Raw genomic sequence first — 14,938 nt, 5'->3', positions numbered from 1 at the left:
GAAATTGACATGGATGCTTTCGACAATCCGGCGCGGAATGGCATGACGGGTCCCGAGCGCGACGGCGCATCGAACGAGCCATCGAACCGGGCCGTAGCGGGCGGCGAATTTCTTGCCGCCGCGGCGAACGTGACCGCCGCCGCATCGGTCATACCGCTGGCGATCCAGGCGATCCTCGTTCCCGACGCAAGCGGCCGCATCGTCCTGCCCGCCGGCGCGTCGATCGACGATATCACGATTTCGGGCACCGACCTTGTCATCACCCTGCCGAACGGTCAGGTGTTCATCATTCCCGGCGGCGCGGTCGATGTTCCGTCGATCGTCGTCGATGGCGATACGGTGCCCGCGAGCACGGTGGCGCAGCTGCTGGAGAATCTGGGCGAGCTGAACCCCGAAGCCGGGGTCCGCAGCTCGGGCGGCAATTTCGCCGACCCCGAAGGCCCGATCCAGGATGCCTATGCGCTCGGCGACCTGCTGCCCTATACCGAACTCGCCTTTCCGCAGCCCGAAGGCCGCGAACTGATTCCCGACGCTCCGGATGAAGAGCCGACGATTTCCATTGTCACCCCCGACCAGCCGGCCGGGGCGCTCGACGCGACCTCCAGCGTCAATGAAGCCGGACTTCCGGCGCGCGGCAATGAGCCCGCCGGAAGCAACAGCGCGGCGACCAGCGAAACCGTCACGGGTTCGATCGTCATCGATGCGCCCGACGGGCTGGTGTCGGTCGCGATCAACGGCACCGTCGTCACCGGCGTCGGCCAGGTCATCACCTCGCCGCTCGGCCAGCTCACCATCACCAGCGTGACGCCGGGCAATATCGGCTACAGCTACACGCTGGCCGACAACACCAATGCCAATGCCAATCTGACCGACGTCTTCAATGTCGTCGTTACCGACCGCGATGGCGATACGGCGCCCGCGCGGCTGACCATCTCGATCATCGATGACGTCCCGACGGCGCGGGGCGACACCGACGCGCTGGCCGGCGGCACGCGCGGGCCCGAAACGGGCAATGTGCTGACCGGCGTGGGCACCACCAGCGGGACCCCCGGCGCGGACACGCAGGGCGCCGACGGCGCCACCCTCACCGGCATTCGCGGCGCGGGCAGCGAGAGCTTCGCGGCGCCCGGCACGGTCCAGGGCCAATATGGCGCGCTGACGATCAACGCCAACGGCAGCTATTCTTATACCCGCAATCCGGGCACGCCCGGCGGCGTCAGCGACGTCTTCACCTATCGCATCACCGACGGCGACGGCGATACTTCGACCGCGACGCTGACGATCGCGATCGGCGACGCGCCCACCACGATTACGTTCGTCCCCGGAGACGGGGAAAGCGACGCCGGCACGATCGTGCGCGAGGCCGACCTGCCGGCGCGCGGCGGCGAAGCGCCCGGCTCGCAGTTCGACGGCGATGCGGCGTCGACCAGCGGAACAATCACCTTTACCGCGACCGATGGCGTGGGCAGCGTGACGATCGAGGGCGTGACCGTCACGCCGGGATCGTTGCCGCAACAGATTGTCAGCGATGCGACCGGAACACTGGTCGTCACGGGCTATTCCTACAATGCGCAGACGGGCCAGGGTTCGGTCACCTATGTCTATACGCTGAAGGACAATGTTCTCGACGGCGACGGTTCGACCGTCAGCTTCGATTTCACGATCACCGATCTCGACGGCGACGCCGCTTCGGATACGCTGGACATCGACATCATCGACGACGCGCCGACGGCGCGCGCCGACCTCGACAGCGTGACCGAGGACGGCCCGACTGTCGCGAGCGGCAATGTACTGACCGGTGCGGGCGGCAATGACGCCAACGCGACCGACGGCGTCGCCGACGTGCAGGGCGCCGACGGTGCGACCGTCACCGCGGTCACGGGCGGCACGGTTGGGACGGCACTGGCGGGCGCCTACGGCACGCTGACACTCAACGCCGACGGCAGCTACACCTATGCTCTCAATAATGCGGCGCAGCCGGTGCAGGGTCTTTCGGCCGGGCAGACGCTGACCGAGAGCTTCACCTACACGATCACCGACGGCGACGGCGATACGTCGACGACGACGCTGACGATCATAATCAACGGCGCTGACGACGGCATCACGATCAACGGCATCAACACCGAAGGCGGCGACCTGACGGTCGACGAGGATGATCTGGCCGACGGTTCGTCGCCCGACGCGGCGGCGCTGACGCAGGCCGGCAGCCTCTCGATCTCGACCCCCGACGGGCTCGGCAATGTGACGATCGGCGGCACGCAGGTCGTGACGAACGGCGTATTCACCGCGGGCACCGCGACGAGCCCGCTCGGCACGATCAACATCACCGGCTTCACCCCGGTGACGGGTGCCGACGGATCGGTGATCGGTGGCACCTTCACCTATAATTATGTGCTGGGCGACAACACGTTGACCCACGGCGCGCAGGGCGAGGACAATGTCACCGACAGCTTTGCGGTGATCGTCACCGACAGCGACGGGTCGACCGGCAACGACAGCATCGATGTGCGCATCATCGACGATGTCCCGACCGCGCTTCCCGATGTCGACAGCGTGACCGAGGATAGCGGAAACGGTGACAATCCGGCGGCTGCCGATGGCAATGTTTTGACGGGCTTGGGTGGCGGCGACGCCAATGCGACCGACGGGGTCGCCGACACTCAAGGCGCCGATGGTGCGGTGGTCACGGCCGTCGGCGGCGGCACGCTGGGCGAGGCTTTTGCCGGGGCCTATGGCTCGCTGACGCTGAACGCCGACGGCAGCTATCGCTATGTGCTGAACAACCAGGCGCAGCCGGTGCAGGGCCTTGCGGCCGGTGAAACGCTGACCGAGGTCTTCACCTACACGATCACCGACGGCGATGGCGACACCGCCACCGCGACGCTGACGATCACCATCAACGGCGCCGACGACGGCGTGACGATCAATGGCCTGAATGCCGAGGGCGCGGAGGTCATCGTCAACGAGGACGACCTGGCCGACGGTTCGTCGCCCGACCCGGCGGCGCTGACCCAGCCGGGCAGCTTCACCGTGTCGGCCCCCGACGGGCTCGGCAATGTGACGATCGGCGGCACGCAGGTCGTGACGAACGGCGTGTTCACCGCGGGCACCGCGACGAGTCCGCTCGGGGTCGTCAACATCACCGGCTTCACGCCCGTCCTGGGCGCCGACGGATCGGTGATCGGCGGGACTTTCACCTATAATTATGTCCTTTCCGACAATACGCTGACGCACACGAGCATCGGCGAGGATTTCGTCGGCGACAGCTTCGCGGTCGTTGTGACCGACAGCGACGGGTCGAGCGCGAATGCCAGCCTCGACGTGCGCATCATCGACGATGTCCCGACCGCCAATCCTGACGCGGACAGCGTCAGCGAAGATGGCGGGACGGGCGAAAGCCCCCCGACCGCCGACGGCAATGTGCTGACCGGTACGGGCGGCAGCGACGCCAACGCAACCGACGGTGCGGCGGATGTGCGCGGCGCCGATGGCGCGAGCGTGACGGGCGTGAGCTTTGGTGCGACGGTCGGCGCCGTCGGCGCGGGGCTGGCGGGCGCCTATGGCACGCTGACCCTCAACGCCGACGGCAGCTACACCTATGTCCTCAACAATGCGGCGCAGCCGGTGCAGGGTCTTTCGGCCGGTCAGACGCTGACCGAGATCTTCACCTATACGATCACCGACGGCGACGGCGATCCGGCGCCCACGACGCTGACGATCACGATCAACGGCGCCGATGACGGCGTGACGATCAATGGCCTCGACGTCGAGGGCGCCGAACTGGTCGTCGACGAGGACGGCCTGGCGGCGCGCCCCGGCGAGGCGCCGGGGTCGGCCCCGAACCCCGCCAATGTCACCGACAGCGACAGCTTCACCGTGTCGACCCCCGACGGCATGGGCACGGTTGTGATCGACAGCTTCAACGGCGTGCCGCTCGGTGCCCCGCTGACGCTGGTCGTCGCCAACGGCACCTTCACGCCGCAGTCGGTTACGAGCGCCTATGGCACGCTCACCGTCACCGGCTTCACCCCCGTGACGGGCGCCGACGGATCGGTGATCGGCGGGACGTTCGCCTATAATTATGTGCTGAACGACAACCGCGCCGACCATCCGGCAATGGGCCAGGACGGCCGCGACGACAGCATCGGGATCAAGGTCACCGACGCCGACGGTTCGACCGCCAGCGCGTCGATCGACGTCCGCATCGTCGACGACGTTCCCGACGCGATCAATGACGGCACGACGCAGACGATCGAGAATGCGCCGGTGACGATCAATGTGCTCGCCAACGACGTGCAGGGCGCCGACAGCGTCCAGCCCTCGGCGGTCCAGCTCGTCGCCGGTTCGCTCACCGGCACCGGCACCCTCGTCAACAATGGCGACGGCAGCTTCACCTACACGCCCGGCGCGCAGGAAACCGGCAGCGTCAGCTTCCAGTACCGGATCGCCGACGGCGACGGCGACACCGACGTCGCCACCGCGACGATCACGCTCGTCGCCGATTCGGCGCCGCAGATCGGCAAGACCGCCGACGTCACCGTCGACGAGGACGGCCTTGCGGGCGCCAATGCCGACAACGGCCTGTCCGGCGAAGTGACCTCGACCGGCAGCGCGAGCGCCAATGGCACGATTACCGTCGATTTCGGCAGCGACGTTCCGGCGACGCTCGCGGGCTCGCTTGTGCTCAATGACAGTGCCGCGCTCGACACGCAGCTGACCGTCAACCTTGTGCCGGTGACCTTCGAGAAGGTCGGCAACGATCTCGTCGGCTCGGTCGGCGGCAATGAAGTGATCCGCATCAGCCTGACGGCCCCGGCCGCGGGGCCCGGCGCGACGCAGGTCACCTATGGCTATACGGTCACCCTGTCGCAGGCGATCGATCAGGCGGTCCCGGGCAGCGAGGACAGCGATTTCCTTGCGGGCATCGGCTTCACCGTCACCGACAATGACGGCACCACCGCGTCGGGCGCGTTTGGCGTCACGATCGTCGACGACCTGCCGACGCTCAACCTTTCGGATACGCCGACGACCGTCGTCGAGGGCGCGACCGCGACCGGCACCTGGACGCTCGACCGCGGCGCCGACGGCGTCTCGTCGGTCAACGTCAGCTTCGGCAGCGGTAGCGCGACGCTCTCGCTCGCACCCGGAAGCAGCGTTTCGATTACCCAGCCGACGGGCACGCTGACGGTCAACGCCAACGGCACCTTCAGCTTTGCGGCGGCGGGGAACCAGAACAACGCCACGAATCCGTCCGCCAGCTTCACCCTGTCGGCGGTCGACCGCGACGGCGATCCGACCTCGGACAGCCTGACGATCGCGATCACCGACGGCGCGAACCCGAAGAACGCCTCGCCGATCACGCTGACGGTCGACGAAGCCGCGATCGATGCGATCGGCAGCAACCCGGCGAGCCCCGCCGAAGTGACCAGCGGCGACCTCATTTTCTCCGCAGGCTCGGACACACTTTCGGGCTTCGCCTTCACCGGCGTCGCCGGGCTTGTCGCCAATCTCGACGGGACGGGCATCGACCTTTTCTGGTCGATGGCGCCCGGCGGGCAGACGATCATCGGCTCGCTGACGTCCGGTGGTCCGGCGGCGATCACGATCAGCCTGACGGCCCCCGCCTCGATCGCGCCCGGCTTGTCGGGTATCGCGACGGTTACCGTCACGCTCGCCGACAATCTGCCGCACGCGCTGGCGATGGCGGCGCAGACGCAGGCGCTCGGCACCGTCACGGTGCAGGCGACCGATACCGATGGTGACGCAGCAACGGGCGTCGTCACCGTGCAGGTCACCGACGATGTTCCTACCGCCGATCCCGACACCGACAGCGTGACCGAGGATGGTCCCTCGACCGCCGACGGCAATGTTTTGACCGGTACGGGCGGCACCGACGGCAATGCGACCGATGGTGATGCGGACGTCAGGGGCGCCGATGGCGCGAGCGTGACGGGCGTGAGCTTTGGTGCGACGGTCGGCGCCGTCGGCGCGGGGCTGGCGGGCGCCTATGGCACGCTGACCCTCAACGCCGACGGCAGCTACACCTATGTCCTCAACAATGCGGCGCAGCCGGTGCAGGGTCTTTCGGCCGGTCAGACGCTGACCGAGATCTTCACCTATACGATCACCGACGGCGACGGCGATCCGGCGCCCACGACGCTGACGATCACGATCAACGGCGCCGATGACGGCGTGACGATCAATGGCCTCGACGTCGAGGGCGCCGAACTGGTCGTCGACGAGGACGGCCTGGCGGCGCGCCCCGGCGAGGCGCCCGGGTCGGCCCCGAACCCCGCCAATGTCACCGACAGCGACAGCTTCACCGTCTCGACCCCCGACGGCATGGGCAATGTGGTGATCGACAGCTTCAACGGCGTGCCGCTCGGTGCCCCGCTGACGCTGGTCGTCGCCAACGGCACCTTCACGCCGCAGTCGGTTACGAGCGCCTATGGCACGCTCACCGTCACCGGCTTCACCCCCGTGACCGGCGCCGACGGATCGGTGATCGGCGGGACGTTCACCTATAATTATGTGCTGAACGACAACCGCGCCGACCATCCGGCAATGGGCCAGGACGGCCGCGACGACAGCATCGGGATCAAGGTCACCGACGCCGACGGTTCGACCGCCAGCGCGTCGATCGATGTCCGCATCGTCGACGACGTTCCGGCCGCCTCGCCCGAGGCGAACCAGAATGTCGCCGAGGGCGCGACGGTTACCGGCACGCTCGACTTCGTACAGGGCGCCGATAGCGCGACCGTCACCGCGATCAACGGCACGGCGCTGGTATTCGGTGGCGACGGCTTCTCGCAGGCGATCGACATCGGTCACGGCACGATCAAGGTGAAGGCCGACGGCAGCTACAGCTTCACCGCCGACGCATCGGTGGCCGGCACCGGCAGCGCCGCCGCGACCTACACGGTCACCGATGGCGACAACGACACCGCGACCGCGTCGATCAGCTTCACGATCACCGACGCCAACGTCCCGACCGCGGGACAGACGCAGGCTTCGGTCGACGACGATGCGCTCACCGGGGGCAATCCCGCCAGCGCGACCGGCGACCTGGCCGATCCGAACAGCGATGGCGACAATGATCAGGCGACCTTCAGCGGCCTGCTCAACCTCGATTTCGGTGGCGACGGCCCGGGCTCGGTGACCTTCGCCGCGATGAACGGCCTCTTCGTGAATGTCGGCCAGGAATCGGTCCAGCTTGGCTGGAACGCGGGCACCAACACGCTGACCGGCACCGGTCCGCGCGGCGTGCTGTTCACCGTCCAAGTCACCAACCCCACGACCGGCGCTTATAAGGTGACGCTGGTCGACAATGTCCTGCACACACCGGGCGGCGACGAGAATGATGCCACGGCGGTGTTGGGCTTCATCGTCAGCGACAGCGACGGATCGACGGCGCCGGGCACGCTCCGGATCACCTTCGACGACGATGCGCCGACGGTGGTTGCGAACACCACGCAGCCGGTGCTGACGGTCGATGAATCAACGTTCGGCACCGACGCGCCGTTCAGCTTTGCATCGGTCTTTACCCCGACCTTTGGCGCCGACGGCGCCGCGGCGACGAATTCGACGACCTATGCGCTCGGCATCACGGCCGGATCGACGGGGCTTGTCGACACGCTGACCAACCAGGCGGTCGTGCTCAGCGTCGTCGGCGGCGTGGTCCAGGGCCGGACCGCGACCTCGAACGAGCTGGTCTTCACGGTCAGTGTCGCGGCGAACGGCACGGTCACGCTCGACCAGAGTCGCGCGGTCGTCCACACCCCGAACAGCGGACCCGATCAGCCGACGAGCCTGTCGGCAGACAATCTGATCACGCTGACCGCAACGGTCACCGATGGCGATGGCGACACGGCGACCGCCACCGCCAATATCGGCCAGAATCTGGTATTCGAAGACGATGCGCCGGTGGCGAATGACGATATGGCGGGCCTCACCGAAGGCGGCCCGATCTCGGTCACCTTCGACGTCGACACCAACGACACCGACGGCGCCGACGGTTTCGGCAGCCGCACCTTCACCAGCCTGACGGGCACCTATGGTACGATCACGATCAACGGCGACGGTACGCAGACCTATACGCTGACCGCCGCCGGACAGACCGCGATCAACGCGCTCGCCCCCGGGGCCACGCTGATCGACATCTTCACCTATACGCTGACCGACAAGGACGGCGACAGCGACCCCGCGACGCTGACGGTCACGCTGACCGGCACCGACGACGGCGTGACGATCACCAATCTGGTGCCCGAGGCGCAGGGTGGCGACGTCTCGGTCGACGAGGACGACCTGCTCGCGGGTTCGGATACGGCGAAGGAATCGCTCACCCAGACCGGCACCTTCAATATCTCGGCACCCGACGGCGTCGCGAACCTCACGATCCATGGCGTGCAGGTCATCAACAACGGCGTGTTCACGCCGGCGACGATTCCCACCCCGCTCGGCAACACGCTGAATATCACGGCCTATAATGCGGCGACTGGCGAGATCAGCTATAGCTACACGCTGGCTGCCGCCGAGGCCCATGCGACGGGCGCCAGCGAGAACAGCCTGTTCGAGAATTTTGTCGTCACCCTGACCGACGTCGACAATGACACGGCCAGCAGCACGCTGTCGGTGAATATCATCGACGATGTGCCGACCGCGCGGCCCGATGCCGACATCGTCGTTGCCGAGGATGCGGCGGCGGTCGGCGGCAACCTGCTGACCAACGACACGCGCGGCGCCGATGGCGCGAGCGTGACGTCGGTGACGATCGGGGCGACGACCACCGCGATCGCGCCGGCCGGCACGACGACGATTACCACGGCGAACGGCGTCTACACCTTCACTGCGGCCGGCGCATGGACCTTCGATCCGAACCCGGTGAGCAATGCCGCGGCGGTGAACGCGGGCTTCAGCTACACGATCACCGACGGCGACGGCGATCCTTCGACCTCGACGCAGGCGATCAGCCTGATCGACGGCGCCAATCCGATCGGGGGCGGATCGATCACGCTCGCGCTCGACGATCAGAATCTGGCCGACGGCTCGACCTCCGCAAACCCCGATTTCACCAGCGGCTCGCTCGTCTTCACCCCGGGTTCGGACGCCATCGCCTCGATCGTTTTCGCGAGCAGCGTTGCGGGTCTCGGCGGCGGCCTGACCTGGCTGCGCGTCTCCGACACGCAGATCACCGGCTCCGACGGGGCGCGGCTCGTCGTCACGCTCGATCTGGTGCGCGTCGGCAACAATGCGTCGGTCACCGCGACGCTCAACGACAATTATGACGATCATCCGACGATCAACGTCGACGACCTCGTCAACCTCGGCTCGGTCGGTGTTGTCGCCACGGACGTCGATGGCGATACGGCGAACGGTACGGTCAATGTCACCGTTTCGGACGACCTGCCGACGGCGCGTCCCGATACCGATGCGGTGACCGAGGACACGGCGCAGACCGCGACCGGCAATGTCCTGACAGGCGTCGGCACGACCAATGCGCCGGGCAGCGCCGACACGCTGGGCGCCGACGGCGCGGCGGTGACGGGCGTCGCCGCCGGGGCTTCGCCGATGCCGGTGACGGGGAATGTCGGCTCGGTGGTCAACGGGACCTATGGCACGCTGACGCTGAGTGCCGGCGGCGGCTACACCTATACGCTGAACAACGGCAATGCGACGGTGCAGGCGCTCGGTGTCGGCGAAACGCTGCTCGAAACCTTCACCTATACGATCACCGATGGCGACAATGACCATTCGACGACGACGCTGAAAATCACGATCAACGGCTCGAACGATCTGCCGACGATCGGGGCGGCGGCGACCGCGGTATCGGACGAGGGCCTGCCGGGCGGTTTCCCCGATACGACGGGCACGGTCGATACGACCAACCTCACCGTCCGGAACGGAACGATCGCGGCCACCGACCTCGATGGCGATGCGCTGACCTTCTCGCTCGGCGCACCGGCGACGGCGCTGTTCTCGGGCGGTCAGCCGATCGTGTGGGACACGACCAATCCGCAGCTTTTGCTGGGCAAGGTCGGCGGCAATACGATCATCAGCGTTTCGATCAACAACAGCGGCAACTTCACCGTGACGTTGTCGGCGCCGATCGATCACCCCAACACGACGGTGGAAGACGCACTGTCGCTCGTGGTGCCGGTCAGCGTCAACGACGGCACGACGACGGTGACCAACGCGACCGCGCTGACCATCGGGCTCGAGGATGACTCGCCGATCGCGATCGCCCCGCTTGCCGCGGCGCTGATCAATGCCCCCGGCTCGTCGGTGTATCAGTCGCTCGATACCGACGGCGATGTCGATAACAATTATGGCGGCGACGGACCGGGAAGCGTGATCTTCACCGCGGCGACGATCGCGGCGCTCCAGGCGCAGAATCTGACCGCGGGCGGTCTGACGCTCAACTATGTCATCTCGGCGGGCGGCACCGTCCTGACCGCCGAAAAGCCGAACGGCGATGATGTCTTCATCATCCGCCTGCAACCGGCGGGCCACGCCGACCAATATCAGGTCCAGATGGTCCAGAAGCTCGATTCGACCCAGACGGTCGATTTCAACAGCGGCGGCTATAATTTCGTCGGCGGCAATACCGCGTGGGTCGGCTTCGTGAAGACCGGCGACAATAACAGCCAGGACATTCTGGTCACGCCGATGAAGAATGGCGTCGACGGCGGCACGGTGAACGCGAACAACACCGAAACCGGCGTCGATAACAACAATGTCGGGGCGAACGAGGCGGTGCGCGTCGATTTCGTCATCGACCTCACGGGCTCGCCCGCCAACGGGCAGGACTATGGCGTGCTGGCCAATCAGAACCATGCTTTCGACTCGCATTACAATGCGAACGGAGCATCGGCGCTGTTCACCAATATCAACTCCAGCAGCAGCGTCCGGCTTGTCGCACGCGACGATATCGACACTGACAACGACATCGGCGACGGTGTGAAGGACACGATCACCAAGGTGGCGATCAGCTTCAACAATGCGACGCTCTCCGTGGCGGCGAACGGCACCTATAATGTCGGCGGTCAGAACTTCACCGTGACCTTCGCCAATGGCGAAGCGACCGTCGCCGGTGTCGTCGCGAACACCGTCGTCGCCGGCTTTACCGCCGATGGCTACAACAGCATCGAATTCCATCATGCCGGTGGCGACACATTCAAGATCGGCGACTTCGGTGCGGTCGTGCAGACCGAAAACCCGGTGAACTTCAACGTCCCGGTCACGATCGTCGACGGTGACGGCGACAATGCGCAAGCCTCGCTGGCGATCACCACGGCTTCGCCATTGCTTGTCATCGGCTCGGCAACCGCCGATGTCGTGGGTGAGCCCACCGACCATGTCGTCGCCAATCCGCAAGGGCAGGCCGACGGCGCCGTCCAGGGCGGCGCGTTCGACGATACACTGGTCGGCGACCCGGGATCGGTGACGATCACCGAAGGGCAACAGGCGAATATCGTGCTCGTGCTCGACAGTTCGGGCAGCATGACGACGCAGATCGACTTCGACGGCGGCCAGATTTCGCGGATGCAGGCGCTCAAGAACGGCGTGAATGCGCTGATCGACAGCCTGTCGCAATCGGGCGCGCTCGATGTGCGCATCACGGTGATCGATTTCGACAACAACGGCACCAATCTTGGGACGTTCAACCTGATCGTGAACGGCGTCGTTCAGACGGCGCAGGTCACGTCGGCAAAGGCGGCGGTCAACGGCATGTCGGCGTCCGGCGGCACCAATTATGAAGACGGCCTCCAGGATGCGCTCAGCTGGATCAACGGCAACAATGGTATCGCCGGCGCCGATGTGAACAAGGTCGTGTTCGTTTCCGATGGCCTCCCGACCCTCTGGAATAGCGGCGGCACGGGGAGTGATTCGGATGCGACCAACGTCCAGAATTCGATGGATCAGGTCCTCGGGTCGGACGGCACCAACGAGCCGCAGCAGATCCTTGCGACCGGCTATTCGATCGACTCGATCGGCATCAACGTCAATTCGACGCTGCTCGCGCGGCTGAGCGACGTCGAAGACGGCAATGCGTCGGGCGGAACCGGCAGCGCGACCAACGCGGACTCGGCCGAAGAGCTTGCCGCGGTGCTTCAGGTTCTGGGCGGCTCGACCGACCTCGCCGCGGCGGCGAATGACACCATCAATGGCGGCGCCGGCGGCGACGTGATCTTCGGCGACGTCCTGTTCACCGATGCGCTGGCGACCCAGCTGGGCGTCAGCCTTCCGGCCGGGTCGGGCTGGGCGGTCTTCCAGACGCTCGAAGGCCGGGCGAATCTGGAATCGATCGATCCGGGCCTGAATGGCGGCGACTGGAACCGTCAGGACACGATCGCCTATATTCGCGCGAACTATGCGGCGCTTGCGAAGGAAAGCGGCCGGACCGGCGGCAACGACACGATCAATGCGGGGACCGGAAATGACATCGTCTTCGGCCAGGAAGGCAATGACAGCATCGATGGCGGCGACGGCGACGACCTGATTTCGGGCGGCACTGGTTCGGACACGCTGACCGGTGGTATCGGCAACGATATTTTCTGGCTCGCCAATGGTGAGTTCGGGGCGACCGAAACGATCAATGGCGGTGCGAACAACGACACCATCCTGTTGACGGGCGCCACGACGGTCAATTTCGCGGGCGGCACGATCAGCGGCGTCGAAACGCTGACGGGCAGCAGCGGTATCGACACGGTCTCGATGTCGGCAGCGCAATGGGCGTCGTTCGGCGCGATCGACCTGGCGGTCGGCGCCGACGTGCTGAACGTCACATTCAGCGGCGCGGTGAATATTTCCGCCGCGGGCGCGCCGGTGGTTAGCAGTGTCGAGACGAGCAATCTCACCGGCTCGAGCGGCGCCGACACGCTCACGCTGACCGGCGCGCAGCTCGACGCGATCGTCCAGGCGGCCGGCACGATCGACCTTGCCGGCGGCAGCACCGATATCATCGCGCTGACCTCGACCTCGGCCGACCTCAATGGTCTCGCCGATGGCAGGCTGGTGAATGTCGAGACGGTTTCCGCATCGGGAGCTGCGACGGGCGTGACGATCAACCTCGGCGCGCAGACCGAGACGATGACGATCACCGGGTCGGCGAGCGGCGATGCGCTCACCGCGAGCACCGGCAACAACAGCGTGGTGAATGCCGGCGGGGGGGCGGATACCGTCACCATCAACGCGGCGGCGCTGACGACGCGCGCTTGGACGGTCAACCTGGGCAGCGGCGACGCCGCCGCCGATACGGTCACCTTCAAACATGGCGCCCTTGGGTTCGGCGACAACACGGTCGCCACCGTCAGCAATTTCGCGGTGGCCAACGACCGGATCGCGGTGTCGATGGGCAGCACCAGCCGCACCGATGGTACGTTCGTGACCGTGACGGCAACGCAGACCAACATCGGCAGCGGGGTCGAGGTGGTCGAACTGGTCAACAATGCGTGGGTGACGGGCTCGCTCGGCAACGACGGCGACGGATCGACGATCGAAGGCTTCATTCAGGCGGCAACCAATAACATCCCGGCCGGAATCTATACGTTCATCGTCTATTCGGACACGAGCGGATCGGCGAATGCCGGCATCTATTCGGTGTCGATCACCGGTTCCGCCAACCCCACCCAGGGTGGGATGGCCGTCGAACATATTATGACCATTAACGGCGTCGGCTACGGCAATCTGACGGACCTCAACTTCATTGGCGCTGCCGACCCGATCATCCTCGATCTGGGCGGTGACGGCTATGCCTTTGGCGCGACCGCGGCGTTCGACATCAATGCCGACGGTGCAGCCGACCGGGTGACGTGGAATTCGTCGAACGACGGCATTCTGGCGGTCGACCTCAACGGCAATGGCAAGATCGATAGCGGAACCGAGATTTTCACCCCCGGCTTCGGTGGCGGCGATTTCGCCAGCGGCGTCGCGGCGCTCGCTTCGCTCGACGGCAATGGCGATGGCGTCATCGACGCGGCCGACGCGGCGTTCGCCAACCTCCTGATCTGGCAGGACGCCAACGCCGACGGGGTCAGCGATGCGGGCGAGCTTTCGAGCCTTGCCGATCGGGGGATCGCCTCGATCGCGACGGGCGCCACCCCCACCGACGAACAGGTCGATGGCCAGGCGGTGACCGCGCGCGGCGGCTTCACCCGCGAGGACGGCACGAGCGGCGACTATATCGAGGTTCAGCTCGACACACAGCTCGGCGCTCGCGCACCGGCGCGCGAGGCGGAAGACGTCCAGCGCGCCGCGGGCAACCAGGCGCTGACGAGCTCGCTGGTCGCCGCGTCGTTGATCGTTGGGGTTCAGAACGCGCAGCCGGACAGCGGCGCGTCACCGATCGTTGCGGCGAAGGACGAGCCGGGTATCGAGCAGGCCGACGGCGGCGTCGCAGCGGCATCCATCGATGCTGCGGCGACGGCCGCGCCGTTGAGCGCTGCGAGCGACAGCCTCGCCGAAACGCCGAAAACCGCCGCGCACGACACATCGGCCACACCGCATTCCGACGAGGCGAGCCCCGCCGCGATCGACGGCGCCGAGGACAGCGGCTGGCGCAGCGAGCCCGCGGACAATGCCGACGCCGGCAACTCGGATTCGCTGGCCGACATGATCGCGGATCGCGGTTCGTTCGATCCGGGCGTGATGGACGGCTTGCTGGCGCTGGCGGCGGTGCCCGCCGAGGCGGCTGCCGCGGCGCATGATCCGGCCGCGGCCGCGGTGCTTGCCGAGGTCCTGGAGAGCGGCGCCAGCACGGTCGATCAACTGATCCACGCCGTCACGGGCGGCGCCGAACCGGTGCAGGTCGCGGCCGGCGAGACGCCCGCTTTCGATCTGGCGCAGTTCCTCGATCAACAGATCGCGCCCGACGTGGCGTTCCCGACCAGCCAGGCGCTGGAAGCGGATCTTCACCAGATGGCGGCGGCCTGATCGAGAA

1 protein-coding gene is annotated in these 14,938 nt (G+C 66.6%); it reads left to right on the top strand.

Features of this window, described 5'->3' with window-relative positions:
* Nucleotides 1–9: 9 nt before the first annotated feature.
* Nucleotides 10–14,931 (top strand): beta strand repeat-containing protein, encoded by a 14,922-nt coding sequence (locus FG91_RS16800; protein ID WP_037517129.1) that lies wholly within the window; start codon nt 10–12, stop codon nt 14,929–14,931.
* Nucleotides 14,932–14,938 lie beyond the last annotated feature (7 nt).

The sequence above is a fragment of the Sphingopyxis sp. LC81 genome, from assembly GCF_000756375.1.
Classification (GTDB): domain Bacteria; phylum Pseudomonadota; class Alphaproteobacteria; order Sphingomonadales; family Sphingomonadaceae; genus Sphingopyxis.
The sequence above is the reverse complement of the archived record's forward strand: the minus strand, read 5'-3'. Positions and strand labels throughout refer to the sequence as shown.